This is a genomic window from Paenibacillus mesotrionivorans (assembly GCF_046098205.1).
GTDB lineage: Bacteria > Bacillota > Bacilli > Paenibacillales > NBRC-103111 > Paenibacillus_AR > Paenibacillus_AR mesotrionivorans.
Genome location: NZ_JBJURJ010000009.1, coordinates 45,487 through 67,551 on the forward strand (window position 1 = coordinate 45,487; position 22,065 = coordinate 67,551).

The window sequence follows — 22,065 nt, forward strand, 5'->3', positions numbered from 1 at the left end:
TCGGCTGCCGAAACGCCGTTTTTTTCCAGATTTTCTCCTCAAAAAGATGAAAAAAGCTTGAACAACGATTATTATTTTAAATAAGAAATATTGCAAGGAGTTGGTCAAATGATGAGCCTTAAAGCTGTGTCGGGCACGGAAGCGATGGTTGTAAGTCCTCATCATCTGGCCTCTGCCGCCGGAGCGAAAATGCTGATGCGGGGCGGCAATGCGTTTGATGCTGCGGTGGCTGTAAGCGCCTGTCTGGCGGTGGTCTATCCGCATCTGGCCGGGTTGGGTGGAGACGCCTTTTGGATGGCCTATTCCTGGGGAGACGGAGCTCCCCGGGTGTACAATGCAAGCGGCCGTTCCGGCCATCTGGTTACCCGCGAGCAATTTGCAGGGCAGACCCTCATTCCCTCACAAGGTCCTAAAAGCGTCTTAACGGTGCCAGGAATGGCAGACGGCTGGCAGGCATTGCTTCGGGAGTACGGCACCATGACGCTGGCGGAGGTGCTGGAGCCGGCTATCGGTTACGCCCTCAACGGTATGCCTGTGGCTCCGCATCTGCACGGGTCGCTGACGGAACGGGCACTGATGCTGTCCATGCACAGCGGCACAGCCCGGGTTTACCTGCCCGGCGGTAAGATTCCCCAGACCGGCACGAAGCTGGTCCAGCGCCAGCTGGGAGAAAGCCTGCGGAAGCTGGCGGTTGGCGGGATAGAGGATTTTTATAAAGGTGAGCTGGCCCGGACCATAACGGAATCCTTGCAGACCCAAGGCGGTCTGTTGACCATGGAGGATTTCGCCGCCCATAGCGGGGAATGGACAACACCTGTTACGGGCAGCTACAGAGGTTATGAGATCTGCCAGGCCCCGCCCAACTCCCAGGGCATTGCCGGGATTTTGGCGCTGCACATTCTTGAACACAAGGACATAAGCACTATTCCCCATGGCTCGTATGAGTATTATCATCTGTTGGTGGAAGCCGTAAAGGCAGGTATCCGGGACCGTGACCTGTATTTTACAGATCCCGTCTTCCATCCCGTTCCGCTGGACCGGCTGTTGGCGAAGGAGTATGGCCTCACCCAATTCGCCGATATCGGCAAGAACCGGGCTGCAGATCTGAAGCCAAACGCCTTGGCGGAGGATTCGGTATATGCTGCAGTGACCGACAAGGAAGGCAATGCCGTTTCCTTCATGCAGGGACTCTCAATGGAATTTGGCTCCTTGGTCACGGCGGGGGATACGGGTATCCTGCTGCATAACCAGGGTGCCCAATTCAGCTTGGACCCAACGCATCCCAATGCCCTGGAGCCGGGGAAACGCAGCCTCCATTCCTTGATGCCCGCAATGGCTCTGCGGGAAGGAAAACCGGCCATACTTTACGGCGCCCAGGGGGGCGACGGCCAAGCTCAAACCCAAACCGCGATTCTCACCCGGATGATTGATTACGGGATGGATCCCCAACAGGCAATCCATGAGCCCCGGTGGGTGTGGGGAAGAAGCCGGGGAGAGCTGGCTGCGGAGCTGAGGCTGGAAAAACGGATAACCACTGATACCATCGACAAGCTGAGGCAGGCGGGACATCAGGTGAAAATGGTGAAGCCCGTCGACGGGCTGATGGGCCATGCCCATGCCATCCGGATCATGGAAAACGGCTGCCTGTCCGGAGGGACAGACCCGCGCAGCGACGGCTCCGTCATCGGTTGGTGACGTACGAATATTTTGCAGGCCCCACGGCCATGGTTCAAGCCGCTCGACATCCGTACGGATGCTCCGAGTCGGCTTTTTTAACAATCAGCACTGCTTTTTCCCTTTGGACAGCCGTATGGTTCCGGTATAATGAAAATGGGAATATCTATGGATAAGCATCCGGAAAAGGGGTGGATCATGAGAAGGCTATTCCATTCCGTCACACAATTCTACCGTAATCTGCGGATTAAGCTGAAGCTGTTCATTATGCTGTTCTCCATTATGATCGGCTGCATCATGCTAACCTATGGCGTGCTTCAGTATGCCTATTCGATTTATGACCGGCAGATTTACGAACGGTCCTCGCAGGTGTTGAATTTGACGGCCAACAGCATTGAGAATGAGCTGAGAGGCATTGAAAATACCAGCTTCAATATTGCCACCGACCCCACAATCCAAAGCAAGCTGAATGCCCTGAGGGCTGACCCCTCCGAAATGAATTACGAGCGCCACAAAATCCGCGATGACATGATCCTCCGCCTGGTCCAGTTTGCCGGGTCCGAAAAATATGTCGCCACGGCCGATATTATGGATTTGTCGGGCAACATTATTTCGGCCGGCCGGGAAGCGGTTTGGACCGAGGAATACAAACGCGGCATATGGAACGAAGCCAACGAAGGAGAAGGCGGGCTGCGCTGGATGCTGTCCATGCAAGGGGACCCATACCTGGTGGCGACCCGGCTCATCCGTTCCTATAACTCCAATCTGAGACTGGATCTGGAGACACTAGGGGTACTGGTGGTCCGCATCCGCATGAACGAAATTGTTCATGATATTGCCGCCGGATCAGAGCTGGCTTCCGGTGAGCTATTAATTTCGACGGATAAGGGACTGATTTTTTCCGGAACGGACTCCGTTGTAGGCTCCCAGCGGGACTACCTACATACACCTTTGACCCACGATTATGAGGTGCGGAATGAAAACGGTCACAAGATCTTCGTGTCCCAGATGATTTCCGGCTATACCGGCTGGATTTACTCCAGCATCATTCCCTTTGATACGATCTTCGAGCGGATTTCTTGGATGAAAAATTTGCTGATTGCGGTTTTTTCCGCCAGCATGTTTGTGATCATTCTGGTTGCCTTCCGGGTGGCTCAGGGGATAACTGGCCCCATTGAAGAGCTCATCGGCAGAATGAAGCAGGTGCAGAAGGGGGATTTCTCCACTGAGGGGATTGCTGATCTGACAGTGGGCAACAACCTGAACAAGGATGAGATTGGGCAGTTGCACCGCACCTTCCGGATTATGATCCAGCAGATTGATGAGCTGATCCACGAAAATTACGCCAAACAGCTGACCATTAAGGAAACTCAATTTAAGGCGCTTCAGGCCCAGATTAATCCGCATTTTTTGTACAATACCCTGGAATCCATCAATTGGGAGGCCAAAATGGGGGGGCAGGTGCAAATTTCCCGGATGGTGGAATCCCTCGGGTTTCTGCTGCGCAACTCCATCAGCCAAAAGGAATCCATTGTTACGCTGGGTCAGGAATTGGATATAATCCGCCATTATCTGACCATCCAGCAAACCCGGTTTGAGGAGCGACTGGTATTTACCCAGGATGTGCCGCCGCATTTTTATTCCTGTCCTATCCCTAAGCTGACCCTGCAGCCCCTGGTGGAAAATGCCATTCATCATGCCCTCGAGCCGATGGTGAATCCGTGCCACATCACCATCCGCGCTTGGGAGGAGTTGGACCACCTGGTGGTGACGGTAGAGGATAACGGGCCTGGTATGGTTCCCGAGATGCTGGAGCGGGTGCGCCGCGGTGAGGTGCAGTCCAAGGGCAACGGCATCGGACTGTCGAATATCCGGGAACGGATTGTGCTGGCTTTTGGGGAGCATTACGGACTGGAGATCCAGAGCGAGCCGCAGCGGGGCACGCGTATCCTGGTTCATATTCCGCTGGAAAGGGATGATCTGCATGTATAAGGTTCTGCTGGTGGATGACGAACGCATCATCCTGACGGGCATTTCCCAAATAGTCAATTGGCAGGCCTGCGGCACAGAGCTGGCAGGAACAGCCCGCAACGGGCTGGAGGCGCTGGATTTTATTGTGGCAACCCCGCCTGACATCATCATCAGCGATATCCGTATGCCCGGCATGGACGGTCTGGAACTGGTGGCCAAGGTGAAGGCCATCAACCCCGATATCCGCTTCATCCTGCTGTCCGGCTTCAGTGAATTCGATTATGCCAAAACCGCCATGCAGTACGGCGTTAAGCATTACCTGCTCAAACCCTGCAATGAATCGGTCATCGAGGATTCCCTAAGGGAGCTGGTGGAGGACCTTCAGCAATCTGAGGGTAGGGAACAGTTTGTCCAAAACTTGAAGCACCGCCTGGACAAGGTGATGCCTCATGTGAAGGAGCAGTTCCTCAAGGAATTCGTCACCAACAAAATGTACGGCAGCCAGGACTGGGACTATTACTGCAAGCTGTTCGACCTGCATTGGGAGAACCGGCCGGTGCGGCTGATATTGTTCCAACTGGAAGGCCCTTTTGAATTTGAGCATCTTTTTGCCGTAAAGAACATTGCCGAGGAGATTCTCGACAGACCGCTGCTGAGCTCCACAGTGGGCCATCAAGTGCTGCTCCTGATTGAGGATGACGGGCATCCGGAGGGAACCTTCCAGCGGATGACGGATATCCGGCAGACCTTCCAGGGCTTCTATAAGATGGGCCTGACCATCGCGCTGAGCGAGCCGGGGGATATGGCCCAGGCCAGGCTCCTGTATAAACAAACGCTTGAATGCCTCAACCACCGCTTCTATCTGGGTGAAGGAAGCCTGATCACCCTACGGGACATCCAGGCTCCGGAGACGCCGGTTATTGCCGAGCTGCCGTTTGATGAGGACAGCTTCCTGCTGCAGATCAAATCCGGCCAGATCGAGCATGCCGAGGAAACCATCCAGCGGCTGTTCAAGCAGGTGGCGGAGATGCGTCAGGACCTGCACACCTCCAAGTCCTACATTATCCAAAGCTATATGGCCATGATCCGCCAGGGCGGCAAGGAGGATATTACCGGCTACATGAACAAGCTGGTGCAGCTTCTGGAGACCAACACCCTGCCCGGAATCCAGCAGACCTTCCTCCAGGTGGCCAGGGAAATCGCCAAAAAGCATTACGAGCAAAACAAACAAAAGCATTCGGCCATTATCGGAAAGGTGCTGGATATCATAAACAGTCATATCTCCGATCCGGAATTATCGCTGAATTGGGTGGCCAACCAGATGCTGTACATGAATGCCGACTATTTGGGCAAGCTATTCAAGAAAGAAACAGGAGATAAATTCTCCAACTATGTAATAAAGCTGCGGGTCAAAAAAGCGGCCGAACGTATCGCCCAGAATGAGGATGTGAAGATTTTTGAGCTGGCGGAGCAGCTGGGGTTCGGGGATAACCCGCAATATTTCAGCCAGGTTTTTAAAAAAGTGGTGGGATGTACCCCCTCCGAATATATGAAATCTCCCACACAACTCGGTTTTTTAAACAAGGATGACGGATTTTTGGATTAAAAGTCGGGTCAAAATAACGGATAATAACAGTGTAAGGAATGAAAGCACTTCCAAGCTCGCTTAATCATAAAGGGGAGGAATACACGTGAAAAAGACAATTACAGCAGTTTTATCCGCTGCTCTGCTTGTGACTGCAGCCGGTTGCGGCGGCGGTGGAGACAAGAAGGATTCCGGAGCAAGTGCAGCGCCTACAGCGGGCGCTTCTGCAGGAGCTACAACCGGCGCCAAAAAAGATCCGGTGAAGCTGCGGATCGCCTGGTGGGGCGGCCAAGCCAGACATGATTACACCCTGAAGGTTATCGAGATGTACCAAAAAGCAAACCCGCATGTGACCATCGAATCGGAATATGCGCCTTTTGATGACTACTGGAAGAAGCTGGCTCCCCAAGCTGCTGCCAATCAGCTTCCCGACATCATCCAGATGGACATTTCCTACCTGACCCAATACGGCGGGCGTGACCAGCTTGAGGATCTGACCCCCTACACCAAAAACGGCATCCTGGATATCTCCAGCGTCAGTGCCAATGCGGTGGACGGCGGCAAGGTTAAGGATAAGCTGGTAGCCATGAACCTGGGTGTGAACGCTTTGGGCATCACCATGGACTTCAACATGCTGAAAACCCTGGGCATCGAAGCCCCCAAGAAGGATTGGACCTGGGATGACCTGACCAAAATCGGTGAAGCAGCAAAGGGTAAAGGCAAGATTATGGGCGGCTTCCGTCATGACGTATACTTCCCGTACTATCTGCGTACCTTGGGCATGAAGATGTACAAGGAAGACGGCACCGGACTCAGCTATGCTGATGACAAGCCGTTTGTAGACTACTTCACCATGTACCAAAAATGGTATGATGCCGGCATGCTCCTGACTCTGGACAAGGAAGCCACCAAGAAGGGCACACCGGAAGAAGACGAAATGGTTATGGGCAACTCCATCTCCACAGTAGGCTGGTCCAACCAATTCGTGCTGCTGCAAAGCACTGCCAAGCGTGACCTGGAGCTGCAGCCGATGCCGGGCCCCAATGCCAACAAAGGTCTGTTCCTGAAGCCCAGCATGTACTTCTCCGTCACCAAGAACTCGAAGCAAAAGGAAGAAGCGGCTAAGTTCATCAATTTCTGGATCAACGACATTGAAGCCAACAAGATTATCAAGGGCGAACGCGGCGTACCTGTATCCTCCAAGGTGAAGGAAGCCCTGAAGCCACTCCTGACTCCGGCAGAAGTAAAGGTATTCGATTTCGTGGCTTGGGCTGAGCAAAACAGCAGCCCGATGGATCCCCCGAACCCTGTCGGCTCCGTAGAAGTGGAAAAGCTGCTGAAGGATATCAGCGAGCAAATCATCTACAAGAAGATTTCGATAGCTGATGCTGCCGCCAAGTTCCGTAAGGATGCTAACGCAGTGCTTGCCAAGAATAAATAAGATTTAACTGCCTCCGGGTGCATATCCGGGGGTTTTTTCTGTTTTTTTGCCCTCTCAGCAAGTTGAAGGACCATTGACTCCCGCCTGAAGCGGCCCTAATATGGTGAAGGTGTGTTGTTACCGATCACAAAAAGGACGGGAGAGAAAAAGAGAAGATGGCCAACTTGGGAAAGCCGCTGGATTTTGAGCAATTATTCATGGACGGGTGCTTGCGCAAGGACCGCCCGTTTCACATCCTGATGCTGTTGTACAAGGGGCTGCGGATGAATTTGCTGTTGTCTCTGGTGTTTTACATTCTGAAGCATGCGCCTACCTGGGTCATCCCCATCGTAACAGCAGATATGATCAACCGCTTGAGCGGCCCGAAGCCGGAGAATTTGAACTGGCTGTGGATTGACCTGGCGCTGCTGGCTGTAGTTATTATCCAGAATATCCCCTCTGCCGTAATCCACGTTAGCTTTATGAGCCGGTCCTCGCGGCAGGTAGAGGCGGGACTGCGGGGGACGCTGATCCGCAAGCTGCAGCATCTGTCCATGTCGTACCATTCAGATCTGCGCTCCGGAAAGCTTCAGTCCAAGGTGCTGCGTGACGTGGAAGCGATTGAAACCTTATCCAAGCAGATGATGTATTCCTTCATCCCTGCTATTACCAATGTCCTGATCGCAATTGTTTTGACGCTGACGAAGAGTCTGACCGTATCGGCCTTCTTTATTATGGTCATCCCCTTCGGTGCCATCCTGATCACCTCCTTCCGCAAAAAAATCCGCAGCCGCAACCGGGAATTCCGCCGCCACATCGAGCACATGTCCGGCCAGGTGGCGGAAACGGTGGAGATGATTCCCGTTACCCGTGCCCATGGGCTGGACGAGTTCGAAATCGAGAAGGTGGACAATACCCTTCACGAGCTGAAGGGCAAGGGCTACAGGCTGGACATTACCGAGGCCTTGTTCGGCGCTTCCAGCTGGGTTGTGTTCACGCTCTTCCAAGCGTTGTGCCTCGGTTTTACCTGTGTGATGGCCTACAACGGCAAGATTCCGGTAGGGGATGTGGTCATGTACCAGGGCTTCTTCGCCACCATTCTTTCGTCGCTGAACGCCATTCTGAGTGTGTATCCCCAATTCGCAAGAGGCTTCGAATCGATTCATTCTATCTCGGAGGTGCTGACCTCCAATCAGGTGGAGGAATATCAGGGAACCCGGAAGGTGGAGTCGTTCCGCGGGGCCTTCGAATTCCAGAATGTCCAATTCAGCTACAAGGATACGGACAAGCATGTGCTCTCGGAGTTCAATCTGAGTGTCAATCCGGGTGAGTGCATTGCCTTCGTAGGAGAGTCGGGGGCCGGCAAATCCACTGTTCTTAGTATGGTAGTAGGCTTCTATAGGCCTAATGCGGGCCACATCCTGATTGACGGTGTTCCCATGGATGAGCTGGATATGCGTCTCTATCGGCAAAAGCTGGCCGTTGTGCCCCAGACCACCGTGCTCTTCTCCGGAAGCATCCGCAGCAATATTACCTTTGGCTTGGACAATGTGCCGGAGGAGCGGGTGATGGAGGTTGTCCGCATGGCCAATCTGCAGGATGTCATCGCTGAAATGCCCGACGGCCTGGATACCTTGATCGGCGAACACGGCGGCAAGCTGTCCGGCGGCCAGCGGCAGCGGATCGCCATTGCCCGGGCTATGATCCGCAATCCCGAGATTATCCTGCTGGATGAAGCTACCTCGGCCTTGGATAATATCTCGGAGCATGTGGTCCAGAAGGCCATGCAGGAGCTGATCCGCGGACGCACCACCTTTATCGTGGCGCACCGTCTGTCTACCATCCGTGACGCCGACCGGATCGTCGTCATGAAAAACGGCCGGGTAGCCGAGGTGGGCACCTACCAGGAGCTGATGGAGCGGCAGGGCGAGTTTTACCAATTAAAGCAATTGCAGGCATAGCCGTAAAGCACCAGAGAAATCCGTATTCCCGCAAGCCCCGGGGATACGGTTTTTCTTTTTTGGACAGTCTGTTTTTATACGGAGATTTCTCTGTTTTTTGTACAAAGTAAACGGTTTTTTGAATTCTAACAATGCCTCTTTTAGCGGATAATAAAAGCATGAAGCCAAGCAAAACATGCAAGCTGACATACCACTAAAGGAGTTGAGTCACATGAAAACAGCAGATGCCGGGCAGCTGAAAGCGGGTGCTCGCAAAACTGGCCGCCTGACCAGGTTTCTGGATAACGATAATGTAGTCGGATACGTATTCGCGGCTCCCTTTATTCTCGGTTTCCTGATTTTCACCCTGTATCCCATTTTATCCTCCCTTTATTACTCCTTTACGAACTATGACTTGCTTTCCTCCCCAACCTGGGTAGGGTTCGACAATTACCAGAAGATCTTCACCAATGACGAAAAGATCATGAAATCGTTCCAGGTTACATTCACGTATGTATTCCTCAGTGTTCCGTTCCGTTTAACCTTCGCTTTGATTGTCGCGATGCTTCTGAAAAACGCCATCAAGGGCATTGGCTTTTACCGCTCCGCGTATTACCTGCCTTCCCTGATCGGCGGCAGCGTAGCCGTTGCGATTATGTGGTCGCAAATTTTCGGTGACAAAGGCCTGGTCAACTCGGCATTGGGCGCTATCGGTATTGATGTCACCACCAACTGGATCGGTAATCCCGGCACCGCATTGTATACGCTCATCGCCTTGTCCGTCTGGCAGTTCGGCTCCTCCATGCTGATCTTCCTGGCAGGCCTGAAGAATATCCCCGCCTCCTACTACGAAGCGGCATCCGTTGACGGAGCCAACAAGGTGCGCCAGTTCTTCAATATCACCTTGCCGCTTCTGAGCCCGATCATTCTGTTCAACCTGATCATGCAGACCATTTCCGCGTTTATGACCTTTACGCCGGCATACATCATCTCCAGAGGTGAAGGCGGTCCACTGGACAACACCCTGCTTTACTCGCTGTACCTGTACCAAAAGGCATTCCGCTTCTTCGACATGGGTTATGCCTCAGCAATGGCATGGGTAATGCTGATTATTATCGCGTTGATCACATTCACCCTGTTCAGGCTGTCCAAGCTGTGGGTCCATTACGAATAAGAGGGGGAAGAAGCCATGACATACAAAAAAATACAACCGTACCTGTATCATATTATCGTCGGCGCCATCGCCATCGTCATGATTTACCCCATCCTGTGGCTGATTTCCAGCTCCTTGAAGCCCAATGATGAAATATTTGGCAATGCCTTCTCCTTAATTCCCAGCCATCTGGAATTCAACAACTATGTGACGGGCTGGAAGGGCTTCGCCAATACCACCTTTGCCACCTTCTTCAAAAACTCGCTGTTTATCGCTTCCTTTGCCACCATCGGGGCGGTTTGCTCCTCCGCTTTGGTTGCTTACGGTCTGGCCCGGATTCCCTTCAAGGGAAGCGCCATTCTGTTCACCTGTGTCATGGGCGTAATGATGCTGCCCAACGACGTGGTTGTGATTCCGCAGTACATCATGTATTCCAAGCTGGGCTGGCTGTCCACCTTCAAGCCGGTAATCCTGCCCCATTATTTCGCCACACCGTTCTTTATCTTCCTGATCATGCAGTTTATCCGCACCATTCCGCGGGAACTGGATGAGGCCGCTAAGATTGACGGCTGCACCAAATACAGCATCTTCTTCCGGATTATCCTCCCGCTGATTGTGCCGGCCATGATCACCGCCACCATCTTCTCCTTCTACTGGAGATGGGATGACTTCCTGACACCGCTTCTGTACCTGAACCGTCCGGAGAACTATCCGGTTTCCCTGGCTCTGAAGCTGTTCCTGGATGCCGAATCCGTTAACAACTGGGGCGGAATGTTCGCCATGGCGACCCTCTCCCTGCTGCCCATCTGTACCATCTTCTTCATCTTCCAAAAGTACATTGTAGACGGCATCAGCACCAGCGGCCTGAAGCAATAAAACAAAAACGAAACGCCCCTGCCAAAGGCCTTTACCGGCTTTTGCAGGGGCGTTTATTTACGTTCACAACAGAAGATTAATCCAACATTATGGCTGCTGCCATCAGCACCAAGAGTCCCGCGGCGTTGGCCACTGTGAATACGCCCAGATACTTGAGAGGCCGGGCATCCGGTGTTTTCAGGTACAGCTTGAAGGAGATGAGACTGGCCAAGGAGGCAATCAGGGTGCCCAATCCACCCACATTCACGCCAATCAGAAGCTCCTTCCACTGCTCCGTAAAGCCCGAAAGCAGCACCGCGGCAGGCACGTTGCTGATGAACTGGCTGGCCAGCACCGAGGAGACCAGACTGCTTTTGTCCATCATGGAGGTAAGGAAATTGCGGATCAGGTCCATCTGCCCGATATTGCCGGCACAAATAAAGAAAAATACGAAGGTGGCCAACAGACTGTAATCCGCTTTGCGGAAAAGCTCTTTTGCAAAAAGCACCATAGACGCTAAAACCACCGCCAGCACAATGCCGGAATGGACCAGATGCAGCACGGAGAGCAGACATAACAGGAAGAGCACGGACATCAGAACCACCTGGCGCGGATTACTGATAGTTTTCAGGGTATCGAAGTGGACCTCGGTGGATTCCTTCTTGAACAGAAGCACCATCAGCGCCAGCCCAACAAGGCTAAGCAGCGTATAAGGCAGCATGGCGGCAAGGAACGAAGAGATGGAAATATGGAACTTTGAATACAAAAATAAATTCTGCGGATTACCGATAGGTGTGGCCATACTGCCCAGGTTGGCCGCAAGGGTCTGGGCGGTGATAACCAGAATAAGGTCTTGCGGACGGCCGATTAAATTTAGCACCACAATGGCAAAGGGCACAAAAGCCAGCAGTGCCACGTCGTTGGTGATCAGCATGGAGCCGAAAAAGGGCATAAGGATCAGCAGCAGGCATAAATAACGGACAGATTTGGAGCCGGACAAAAGCCGTTGGGCCAATACCTCGAATAATCCGCAGCTTTGTGCACCGGCTACCACCACCATCAGGCAAAACAGCAGCGCTAGCACACGGAAATCGATATAGTCCAGGTAGGCAGAGGAAGGCGGGACGAAAAACATAGTCAGCACAGCGCAGAGAAAAGCGGTCACCAGCACCGCTTCTTGCTTGAGAATAGGCCATAAAGCGGATTTGGGGGCCGGTGCGGGTAAAGAGCGAATAGCAGGTTTCGTCATGTAGGGGATACTTCCTTCGTCAGTATGGGATCATGAATGGTTATAAAACGAGCAAATTATAGCATATGCCGGCAGGATTGAATACGGGAAGTTGGAGGGAAGGGATGAAGTCCCCTTATCCTCCGTTTGTTTTGCCGTTCTGATGGATGGCCCGGTACTGCCGCGGGGACATGCCGGAGGCTTTTTTGAAGGTTTTGCCGAAGTGGGAGAAGTTATCGAAGCCCGCCGCTTCAGAAATTTCCGTAATGGTTTGGGTGGAGCCCCGCAGCATCTGCTGGGCTTCTTTGATCCGGGTCAGAGTCAGATATTCGCTGAAGCCGAAGCCGGTAAACTCCTTGAAGGTCCGGCTTAAATGGCTTTTGCTGATGAAAAAACGGGCGGACAGACCCTCCAGATCCAGCGGCTCGTTGTAATGGGTGTTAATATATCGGACAATTTCTGTTAATTTCAATTGAGAAGGGGAAGGCACTTCGGCAGCCACCGCTTCCTTCTTCAGGAGAATCCGGGCCGTGAGCACCAGAAGCTCGGCTCCGATCTGCTCCACTCTCAGGCTGAACCCGGGAGGTTTCTCCATCAGCTCCTCCAACAGGCTCAGCAGTAGCCCTTCCACGGTCAGGCGCTCCTGCAGATTCAAGCGGAGAACAGGGTAGTCGCGCCGGAATACGGACAGCAGCAGCTCCCGTTCCTCAGCGGGCAAAGCCGCAAAAAAAGCGGGCTGATAATAAAGGACAATACGTTCATGGATGAGGTCATTGCGGTTGGCGGTTTTGTGGACCTCCTCCGAATCGATCAGCACCAGGTCGCCGGCCAAGATAGTATAATTCCGGTCCTTAATAAAATAATAGCGTTCGCCGGTAAACAGATAATAGAGCTCATACTCGCTGTGGAAATGGTTAGCCGTCATGGTGTAGTACATGGACCGGCGGTCAAATTCAACCTGAACCGGGCGCGTGTCCGGTTTTTTGCCGAAGCTTAAGCTATCGGGCAGTTTGGAGAGTTCCATGGAAGGGGGACTCCTTTTTTGGGATTTTCATGATTGTTCTAATGATTGCTTTTATCATAGCAAAATATGCGGGTTTTAATCAATAATCCGCCTGAAATGCGGAGATATTATGATTTCAATATGATAGGATGAACTTGTGAACGTTATCATAATACGAAGCCAAAGCAAGCATAAAGCAAACCATTAGGAGGGTTATTTTCATGGCGAAGAAGAAATATGTGCAGGTTGGCATTGGCGGAAGAGCGCAGTTTTTCTATGGGGCTATTGCCGAGAATTACCGGGAAACCTCGGAGCTGACTGCATTCTGCGATATCAACCAGACCCGCATGGACTATGCCAACAAGCTGCTGCAGGAGAAATATAATTACCATACCGTTAACACGTACAAAACCGAAGAGTTCGACCAGATGATTGAAGCTGAAAAGCCCGATGTGGTTATTGTCACCAGCGTGGACCGTACCCATCACCGTTATATCATCCGTGCTCTTGAGCTGGGCTGCGATGTTATCACCGAGAAGCCCATGACCGTAGACGTGGAAAAATGCAAGGAAATCTACGATGCTGTTGAACGGACCGGCCGCAAGGTGCGCGTAACCTTCAACTACCGGTATGCCCCCCACCACACTAAGGCCCGTGAGCTGATTGCAAGTGGTGTTATCGGTGATGTGCATTCCATCCACTTCGAATGGCTCCTGAACACCAAACACGGCGCCGACTACTTCCGCCGCTGGCACCGGGACAAGCGGAACAGCGGGGGCCTTCTGGTCCACAAATCCACCCATCACTTCGACCTGGTGAATTTCTGGATCGGCTCCGAGCCGGAAACAGTTTTTGCCTTCGGCGACCTGATGTTCTACGGACGTGAAAATGCAGAAAAACGCGGCGTGACCTCCTTCTATCAACGGGCTACCGGCAGCGCCAATGCCAAGGATGATCCCTTCGCTCTGCATATGGACGAAAACGAAAACCTGAAGGCCATGTATCTGGACGCGGAAAAGGATGATGGCTATCAACGCGACCAAAGCGTTTTCGGCGACGGCATCAACATCGAGGACACTATGGGCGTAATGGTCCGTTACAAGAACAAGGCCATTCTCACCTATTCCTTGAACGCCTACATGCCTTGGGAGGGCTACCGCATCGCCTTCAACGGCTCCAAGGGCCGGATCGAAATGAACATTGTGGAGGCCTCTTATGTGAATGCCGGCGGCGACCGTGCGCTGGAAGGCGCCATCGTTGGCAAACACCTGGTGGTTCACCCCATGTTCGATGCTCCTTATGAGGTGCAAGTGGAGGAGAAGGCAGGCGGACACGGCGGCGGTGACCCTGTGCTCCTGAATGACCTCTTCGGCGAGCCGGACGAGGATATCTATAACCGCGCGGCTGACCATGTTGATGGCGCCCGCTCGATTATGACCGGCATTGCCGCCAATCAAGCAATCAAAACCGGCTTGCCCGTCAGAGTCTCCGACCTGATGAAGTTCTAAACATACATTAAACTCTCCTGCTGGAAGCCATAAGGCTTTTCTAGCAGGAGAGTTTTTTTGTGCTAGAGTTGAACTCTCAAGAAATAGATTCTAATACAAGAATTTACCTGAGCCGGCTCATAGAATACAAGGACTTGTTTGCAAACCCGCTTGAGGGCATCTTTCACCGCCTTTTCGCCCCCTGCTTCGTTACTTCCCCTTGACGTACCCCCGGTACGCCTTCGGGAAAGTGCCTTGCTTGGAACGAAAAATCGGCCAAATCTGCTCCCCTCGGAGTTAGCAAACACGTCCTAGCAAAACCCAAAGGAGGTTATATTCTATGAGTCTTTCAAAGAAACCCGCAGTCAAAAAAGCCGCCCCCAAGAAATCCGTTGCCCCGAAAAAAGTAAGCAAACCGGTTGTTAAGCAAGCCAATCCCGCTTTGTCCCTGTTTTCCGATACGGACTTCGGGGGTACCCGCCAACGCTTCCGCGGCAACCTGGGTGTCCGCAACCTGGGCGTCGTTGGTTTGGACAATGACGTGGAGAGCCTCCAGTTTGCTTCCGCCACCACAGCCAATGCCACGCTGGTGCTGTTTGCGGACCGCAACTACCAAGGAAGAACCCTTATCATCAGAGGCAACCGCAATATAAGTGATCTGGCCGACCAGAACTTTGAGAATACCGCGTCCTCCTTCATCATGGCCAACACGAACCTTTCGAATCAGGATATCACCGATATCCAGAACGCCCGGGAAGTGCCCAACAACTACGGCGAAATCCTGGCCCTTATCCGCAAGGCCAGAGCCAAACGGGCGAAATAAGCTTTTCCATGTAAAAACGCCAGACGCAAAAAAATACCCCGGAAGGCAGCTGACCGCTGTCCTCCGGGTGTTTTCAATTCATTCGGGGGATAAGTATATGTTAATCCGCTTCTTGCACCACGTCGCTTTTATCGGGGGTAATGTAAACCTTCACCTGGCCGATGCGGTTTTCCACAACCTCCTCCACCTTGATAACCAGATCCTCAAATTCAATCACCGGTCGCTCATCGGTTTTGGGGATACGCCCCAGCTCTCCGATAATGAAGCCGCTTAGGGTATCATGATCGTCCTCAGGCAGCTTGCTCCCCAGCCAACGGTTCACATCACGGATGTTGGACAGGGCGTCGAAGACGAAGGTATTGTCATCCAGCTTCTCATACTCCCGCTCCTCTTCATCGTGCTCGTCGAAGATATTGCCCACAATTTCCTCCAGCAAGTCCTCGATGGTCACAATGCCTGTGGTTCCGCCGTATTCATCGATGGCAATGGCGATATGAACTTTGTTCTTCTGCATATCCCGGTACAGCTCATCAATCCGCTTGGCCGCCGGAACAAAGTAAGGGAGGCGCAGCAGCTTATCCAGCTTAAAGTCCTCTTGGGTAACCGGATTCAGGTACGGAAGCAGGTCCTTGGTATGAAGAACACCGATGATATTGTCGAAGTCATTCTCATAAACCGGGAAACGGCTGTACTTTTCCGCAGAGGCCAGTTCCACCAGTTGGGGTAGCGGGATAAAATGCGGGATGGCAACCACGTGAGTGCGGTGGGTCATTATATCCGAAACCACTTTATTGTTGAACTCGAAGATATTGTTGATCATCATCCGTTCGGATTCCTGAATGCTGCCGTTTTCGTTACCCACATCCACCATCATCCGGATTTCTTCCTCGGTGACCTCTTCCTTGTTGGCGTTAGGATCAATGCCGAAGGCACGCAGCAGCACATTCGTGGAAGCGGTGAGCAGCTTCACGAAGGGCAGCGTAATCTTGGACAAAACCGTCAACGGCCCAACAGCGAACATGGCGATAGGCTCCGCCTTTTGCATGGCAATCCGTTTGGGCACAAGCTCCCCGATTACCAGGGTGAAGTAGGACAGTACCAGGGTAATCACCACTACAGATAAGGTGGACAGAACGGGAAGCGGAAGCGGAAGCCCCCAATTGAACAAGGCCTGCCCCAGTTGTCCGGCAAAACGCTCCGCGGCAAAGGCACTGGCCAGAAAACCCACCAGGGTAATGCCGATTTGGATAGTGGACAAAAACCGGGTCGGTTCCGAAAGCAAGGCCTGCAGCTTGATGGCCTTCTTGTGGCCGCTGTCAGCCATTGCCCTGATGCGATTATCGTTTAGGGAGATAAGGGCCATTTCGGATGCGGCAAAAAAGGAATTCAGAATAATCAGAAGCACCAATATGATGATTTCAACAGCCATGAATAAATCCTCCTCCATCATTTGAAAGTTGCGATACTTAATCACTGCCCTCAAATGAGGCATCAGATCCTTATGTAATATCTTGTCCTGAAGCCTACATAAACAATCCTCTGACGAAGCCGGGAAGCAAGAAGTGTACTGTACACCTCTCGGGGCTCGGGGTCATCGTCCATAACGTGGTATCGCCTCCAATAAAAAAGGTTATTGAATTCTAGTATACCGAGAACCAAGCCCCCGAAGCAAGTTAACCGGGGGAAGAAAGGAATTGAACTCCTCCGGCTAAACCAGTACAATTAGTTTCAAATTAAGGGGGAAATAACAGTGGAACAGGCGCAAGTTCGTACCGTCAAGCGTGTTTGGCCGGCCAAGGGGGATGTATCGGTTTCCGCCATTGTAGCCGGTTTAATCGCCGTGACCGTGTCTTTTACCGGTCCGCTTCTGATTATCTTTCAAGCGGCGAAGCTGATCGGGCTGTCGGAGACCCAGTTATCCTCATGGGTCTGGGCGATAGCCGTCGGGAGCGGCTTAACGGGCATGGCGTTGTCCGCCTTTTTCCGCGCTCCCGTCATCCTGGCCTGGTCCACGCCGGGAGCGGTGCTGCTGGTTTCCGGCTGGAGCGCCTATTCCTATGCGGAATCCATCGGCGCCTTTGTTGTGGCGGCGGTGATCGTCACGCTGTTTGGCCTGACAGGGGTGTTTTCCTATCTGATGAAGCAGGTGCCCGAGGGGATTATATCCGCTATGCTGGCAGGCATTCTGATGAAATTCGGTGTGGATATGTTCATCTCCATGAAGCAGCTGCCGCTGCTGGTGCTGCCCCTTATCGTGATTTTCCTGGTTGGCAAAAGGGTGCTGCCCCGCTACGCCACCATGCTGACTCTGTTCGCGGGATTGGGTATTGCCTATGCAATGGGGCGGCTGGATTTCGGCGGTGTAGCCTTCAGCATGGCTTATCCGGTGTGGACTACACCGTCTTTTTCCTGGAACGCTGTGATTGGGCTTGGCATTCCTCTGGCCATCGTAGCCATGGCCTCCCAGAATGCTACGGGCATGGGGGTGCTCCGTGCCGACGGCTATGAGCTTCCGGCCACGCCATTGGTTACGGCGACGGGCTTCATGTCTATTCTGTTAGCTCCCTTGGGCTCCCACGGGATTAACCTGGCTGCCATAACAGCAGCCATCTGCACGGGCAAGGAGAGCCATGATGACCCCGGCAAACGGTATGTGGCCGGTATTGCCTGCGGTTTATTCTATGTAGGGTTTGGCCTGATGGGGGCGGCCATTGTCTCGGTCTTCTCGGTTTTTCCGGCCGAGCTGGTAGCCGTAATCGCCGGTGTGGCGCTGTTGGCTTCCATGGGATCAAGCCTGACGGGGGCCATGAGCGATCCCGTACACCGGGACAGCGCGCTGATTACCTTTCTGGTGACAGTGTCGGGTTTGACTATCGGGGGAGTGGGCTCTGCTTTCTGGGGGCTGATCGCTGGGCTTCTGGCCAGTTGGATTCTGAATGGGCGGTGGTTGGGTTGGCGGAGGAAATAACGGTTGAAAGAGCGGAATATTCCTATTACTCCTCTGGTGAGTGGGAGGAGGACTTGTGGAGGGCGGCTGAGCCGGTCTACGCCGCGGCATTCCCAGAACATGGCCGCAAGCCAGAGCGAATCATCCGCGCCATGTTCCGCAAGGGCATGGGCCGGCTTCATCTGGCCAGGCTGGGCGGCAAGCCTGCGGCCATGGCGTTATCCGGGCCGGATGAAGCGCGGGGCATTTGGATCATTGATTATTTGGCGGTTGCGGAGGAGCAGCGGGGGAAGGGGCTGGGCAGCCGTTTTTTGGCGGACATCCGCAAGGAGGCGGAGGCGTTTCCCTGGTGCCGCGGCATTGTTGTGGAGGCGGAAGCGGAGGAAACGGAGGTCAACCGGGCGCGTATCCGTTTCTGGGAAACCTGCGGCTTCCAGCTGACAGATTATGTGCACCAATACATCTGGGTGCCGGAGCCTTATCGTGCCCTGGCTCTGTCATTTCCGGGCCGGGAGGCGCTGAGTGGGGATGGACGGGAGCTGTTCAAGGCCATCACCGGCTTTCACGAACGGGCTTACCGGGGGAGGTAGGGTGCGGGCAGGTCCGAGGGGAACTGGTGAGTGTGAGGGCCATGGCGGCATGCCATGGGCATACTCACCCGGCACTCTTGGGGCCGGACAAGCGCCAGCGTCTCCATGGCATAACACCTGGCCCCTGGTGGTGGGTTAGCTAACGGACTGTGGTTTTGCTATTTTGCGGTTTTCGGGTTTTTTGGTCATCTTACGGAATACAAAAAAGGACCCGCTAGCCACGGGGCTGCGGGTCTAAGATATATTATATTCAAAAAGGGGGGTTGCTTATATATTACCCGGCTTGTATTAATGCAACATGAAGGCATTGTTACATTTCGATTACATGTATGGAAGAAAATCAATTTTACTTAGGAGCGGTTGCTGAATGCAGCATTATTGGGATGAACGTTTCCGCACACAGGGACAAATTTGGGGCACCGTCCCGAGTCCGACGGCCTTAACTGCAGCGGCTCTATTCCGGCAGGCCGGAGTCCGGAGGGTGCTGGTGCCCGGCGCGGGCTACGGCCGCAATACCAAAGCCTTCTCCGGGGATTTCCAAACGGAAGCCCTGGAGCTTTCCCCGGAGGCTGTAGAGCTGGGGCGCAGGTGGGACCCGAAAACCACCTTTCATATAGGATCGGTTTTGGATCCGGAAGCCATGGAAGGCGGAATAGACGGGATATTTGCTTATGATGTTCTGCACCTGTTCCTGGAGGAAGACAGGCGGCGTTTTATCGCCAATCTTCTGAAGTGGCTGGAGCCCGGCGGGCTGGTTTATGCCACTTGCTTATCGGATGAAGACCCCCATTGTGGAACAGGGCCCAGCCCTGAGCCCGGAACGTATGAATATATGCCGGGGAAATCCGCCCACTTTTTTTCGGAGGAGGATATGCTGGAGCATTTCCGCACCTTTACCGTTCTGTCCACAGGGCATATAGGTGAGACATTACATTATGGGGAGGGCGGCGGCACCAAAGAATACAAGCTGCGGATGATTGCCGCCCGGAAGCCACACTAATGGTGTCAGCTAACATCCCCTCCTCCAAGCCCTCCTTTTACCAGGCAAAAAGCCGCCGGTCTCCTGTTTTTTCGATGAGGTATACCGCCTTGTCCAAGGGTATGGACAACTCCGAGCGGTCAGACAAATCCTTCAATCTGACCTGCTCCGCAGCAATTTCATCCGGTCCGATAAGCAGCACATACCGGATGCCGGTTTTGGCGATGGAGGAAAGCGCCTTGGCCAGCTTCCTGCCGCTGTAATCCACCCGTGTACAAATCCCGTTCCGGCGCAGCATATCCGCTGCCCGGGCTGCAGCAGGCAAGGCTTCGCTGCCTACAGGCAGCACGATGGCCGCAGGCATGCCCAACCCAGCGTTTTCCTCCTCGCCCAACATAGCCATCATGGCGTCCAGGCCGAAGGAGATGCCTACCGTCGGGCAAGCCCGCTCCGCATTCCCGGCCAGCTTCCCGGCTATGGCATCATAACGGCCGCCTGCCGCCAGGCTGGAGGTGTAGCTGCCGGTGGCATCGAATACTTCGAATACGGTGCCGGTATAGAAGGAGAGTCCCCGGGTCAGGAAAGGCTCGAATCGGCACATGGCCCCAAGACCGGAGGCTTCCAACATCTCCAGAAGCGCCGATGCTTCCTCCACTCCTGGAGAGTTCTCCAGCCCGAAGCGGGCGGCAAGCTGCCTCGGAGTCCATTCCCCGGCCTCCGCAAGACTCAGCAGCCTATCTGCCATAGCTTCGTCCAGTCCCTTTTGCCGAAGCTCCTGCCTCACCCCGGAAATGCCGGTTTTGCCCAATTTGTCCATGGCAAGCATAACACCGGGCATATCCTCCATGGGAACCTGAAGCACGGCCAGCATTTCCTGGAGCAGCCTGCGATTATTCCACCGGATGATAACCGGAAGATTGACCCGGCTGAACACGTCCCGGGCCAGCCCAAAAAGCTCCAGCTCCGCAGCCGGTCCGGCTACTCCGGCAATATCCGCATCACATTGGGTGAACTCCCGGAGGCGCCCCTTTTTTACCGGACCGTCCCGAAACACCTTACCGATCTCATACCGCTTGACCGGAAGAGGGAGGCCCGGCTGGAGTGCCAGCACCTTGGCGAAGGGCAGAGTCAAATCATAGCGCAGTCCCAGGCTGCGCCCGCCCTGATCGCTTAGGCGGTAGACCTCCTTCAGAATTTCCTCGCCGCCTCCGTATTTGGCCTCCAGCAGCTCCATCTCATTCAGCATTGTTGTTTCCATTGGTGCAAAATCATAAATCCGGAACAGCTCCGTAAGCCATTCCCGTACTTGTTTGCGTTCCAGCTCCTTGCTTCCAACAAAGTCAGCCGTTCCTTTGACGTTTTGCATGTGTGAACCCCTCCCGGTTTTGGATTTGCCGGAGCAAACAAAAAACGCGCAGGACCTCTTGGTCCTGCGCGTTTGCATGCCGCAGGGAGGCCAACGCGTTAAGCGTTAGCCCTCCCTGATGTTTACCCTCAGGGGTGCTAACGCTTTTTGTGATAATAATGGCTGCTCCTGCAGATGAATGTGGCGCTGGTCATAACATAACTCCTCGCGTCAATCCGAATTAATGAACATTATAGAGCTGGCCGCTGAGGAATGCAACCTCATTTTTTACCTTTTTCATTCATCTCGGCAACCCGTCCTGTTTCAAACTGCTCCATTGCCAACGGTAAATTCTCCTTATCCATTCGGTCTGCAGGATAAGAAGAAATAGAAAGTGAATTGACCCATGATACTGCCTGTTTATCACTTTGTGGTTTATCAGCTAGCGGCAAAATACGGATGTTGTATTCCCGGACAGGAATATCCTCCTCTTGTAAAACCGCTTCTACCGCTTTTGCAACCTCAGCAATTTTACTGTAGGAAACATCATGACTAAACAATACCACATTTACCATAAGCGGCAGTGGAGGATTGTGGATATCCAACTTCATATCGCGCTCAAGCGTTTCGAAAGTGCCTTCCTTGACAAAAGGAAGTGAGATATGGTCAAAATCATAATCCAGCTTGCCGCCAAGTATTTCGTTACCAAGCTTCCGGAGCTCATCATCCAATCTTCGGAAGGTGGTGAAGTGATTGGCAACCTCAAATTCATAATCATCACGAATGACATTTCCATAACTGTCCACATAGATATTAAAAGCAGTATCCATGCTTGTGCTGGACTGTACGAATACATAATAAGAGTTGAATTTGAAATTGTAATTGGACTTTTGGATCTCCAGATTCAGGCTATTATAATTTGTCTCTATGTATTGTTGAGCGGCTTTTTTCGCTAACACCTTGGATACGGGATTGCCTACAAAGCTGTTTACAAAAGAAAGCAATAATACGATTAGTCCAATACCGGTTATTCCGGCTAGTATCTTTTTGGTTCTTCTTTTCATT

At 53.1% G+C, this 22,065-nt stretch carries 17 protein-coding genes; 12 read left to right on the top strand and 5 right to left on the bottom strand.

The window, feature by feature from the left end:
- Positions 1-111: 111 nt before the first annotated feature.
- The 7 genes from ggt (at position 112) to ACI1P1_RS14850 (ending at position 10,619) form a co-directional block, all read left to right on the top strand.
- Positions 112-1,695: a gamma-glutamyltransferase gene (ggt, locus tag ACI1P1_RS14820; protein ID WP_416217386.1), complete on the top strand. Its 1,584-nt coding sequence runs from the start codon at positions 112-114 to the stop codon at positions 1,693-1,695.
- A 177-nt stretch (positions 1,696-1,872) separates the two neighbouring features.
- Complete coding sequence (locus ACI1P1_RS14825; protein ID WP_416217183.1) at positions 1,873-3,666, top strand: cache domain-containing sensor histidine kinase; 1,794 nt, start codon at positions 1,873-1,875, stop codon at positions 3,664-3,666.
- Positions 3,659-5,251: a response regulator transcription factor gene (locus tag ACI1P1_RS14830; RefSeq protein WP_416217184.1), complete on the top strand. Its 1,593-nt coding sequence runs from the start codon at positions 3,659-3,661 to the stop codon at positions 5,249-5,251. Before ACI1P1_RS14825 ends, ACI1P1_RS14830 begins: the two co-directional genes overlap by 8 nt.
- Positions 5,252-5,336: 85 nt before the next feature.
- The gene (locus ACI1P1_RS14835) at positions 5,337-6,671 is read left to right on the top strand and encodes an ABC transporter substrate-binding protein (protein WP_416217185.1); all 1,335 of its coding nucleotides are present in this window, start codon (positions 5,337-5,339) and stop codon (positions 6,669-6,671) included.
- Between the two features lie 155 nt (positions 6,672-6,826).
- Positions 6,827-8,611, top strand: a complete 1,785-nt coding sequence (locus tag ACI1P1_RS14840; protein ID WP_416217186.1) for an ABC transporter ATP-binding protein — start codon at positions 6,827-6,829, stop codon at positions 8,609-8,611.
- A 211-nt stretch (positions 8,612-8,822) separates the two neighbouring features.
- Positions 8,823-9,764 carry a carbohydrate ABC transporter permease gene (locus ACI1P1_RS14845; RefSeq protein ID WP_416217187.1) on the top strand — a complete coding sequence of 314 codons (942 nt, stop codon included), beginning with the start codon at positions 8,823-8,825 and terminating at the stop codon, positions 9,762-9,764.
- A gap of 15 nt (positions 9,765-9,779) precedes the next feature.
- Positions 9,780-10,619, top strand: coding sequence for a carbohydrate ABC transporter permease (locus ACI1P1_RS14850; RefSeq protein ID WP_416217188.1), 840 nt, complete (start codon positions 9,780-9,782; stop codon positions 10,617-10,619).
- Between the two features lie 76 nt (positions 10,620-10,695).
- Here the strand turns inward: ACI1P1_RS14850 and ACI1P1_RS14855 are convergent, their stop codons facing one another.
- A complete protein-coding gene (locus tag ACI1P1_RS14855; protein ID WP_416217189.1) occupies positions 10,696-11,847 on the bottom strand; it encodes an SLC13 family permease in 1,152 nt (383 codons plus the stop codon).
- A 115-nt stretch (positions 11,848-11,962) separates the two neighbouring features.
- A complete protein-coding gene (locus ACI1P1_RS14860; RefSeq protein WP_416217190.1) occupies positions 11,963-12,850 on the bottom strand; it encodes a helix-turn-helix transcriptional regulator in 888 nt (295 codons plus the stop codon).
- Between the two features lie 200 nt (positions 12,851-13,050).
- Here ACI1P1_RS14860 and ACI1P1_RS14865 point away from each other — a divergent pair, with 200 nt between their 5' ends.
- Both ACI1P1_RS14865 and ACI1P1_RS14870 read left to right on the top strand, forming a co-directional pair.
- On the top strand, positions 13,051-14,337 hold the full coding sequence (locus tag ACI1P1_RS14865; RefSeq protein WP_416217191.1) for a Gfo/Idh/MocA family oxidoreductase: 1,287 nt from the start codon (positions 13,051-13,053) through the stop codon (positions 14,335-14,337).
- 319 nt (positions 14,338-14,656) lie between these two features.
- Positions 14,657-15,139: a hypothetical protein gene (locus ACI1P1_RS14870; RefSeq protein WP_416217192.1), complete on the top strand. Its 483-nt coding sequence runs from the start codon at positions 14,657-14,659 to the stop codon at positions 15,137-15,139.
- Positions 15,140-15,239: 100 nt separating this feature from the next.
- Here the strand turns inward: ACI1P1_RS14870 and ACI1P1_RS14875 are convergent, their stop codons facing one another.
- Positions 15,240-16,568: a hemolysin family protein gene (locus tag ACI1P1_RS14875; RefSeq protein WP_416217193.1), complete on the bottom strand. Its 1,329-nt coding sequence runs from the start codon at positions 16,566-16,568 to the stop codon at positions 15,240-15,242.
- Between the two features lie 321 nt (positions 16,569-16,889).
- Here ACI1P1_RS14875 and ACI1P1_RS14880 point away from each other — a divergent pair, with 321 nt between their 5' ends.
- The 3 genes from ACI1P1_RS14880 (at position 16,890) to ACI1P1_RS14890 (ending at position 19,676) form a co-directional block, all read left to right on the top strand.
- Positions 16,890-18,107: a benzoate/H(+) symporter BenE family transporter gene (locus ACI1P1_RS14880; RefSeq protein WP_416217194.1), complete on the top strand. Its 1,218-nt coding sequence runs from the start codon at positions 16,890-16,892 to the stop codon at positions 18,105-18,107.
- Entirely contained in the window at positions 18,092-18,676 is a 585-nt protein-coding gene (locus ACI1P1_RS14885) for a GNAT family N-acetyltransferase (RefSeq protein ID WP_416217196.1), read from the top strand. The genes ACI1P1_RS14880 and ACI1P1_RS14885 overlap by 16 nt, the downstream gene beginning before the upstream one ends.
- 367 nt (positions 18,677-19,043) lie before the next feature.
- Positions 19,044-19,676 carry a class I SAM-dependent methyltransferase gene (locus ACI1P1_RS14890; RefSeq protein WP_416217197.1) on the top strand — a complete coding sequence of 211 codons (633 nt, stop codon included), beginning with the start codon at positions 19,044-19,046 and terminating at the stop codon, positions 19,674-19,676.
- Between the two features lie 37 nt (positions 19,677-19,713).
- Here the strand turns inward: ACI1P1_RS14890 and hisS are convergent, their stop codons facing one another.
- A complete protein-coding gene (gene hisS / locus ACI1P1_RS14895; RefSeq protein WP_416217198.1) occupies positions 19,714-21,021 on the bottom strand; it encodes a histidine--tRNA ligase in 1,308 nt (435 codons plus the stop codon).
- 260 nt (positions 21,022-21,281) lie between these two features.
- A complete protein-coding gene (locus ACI1P1_RS14900; RefSeq protein ID WP_416217199.1) occupies positions 21,282-22,064 on the bottom strand; it encodes a YfjL-like protein in 783 nt (260 codons plus the stop codon).
- Between the last annotated feature and the right edge of the window lies 1 nt (position 22,065).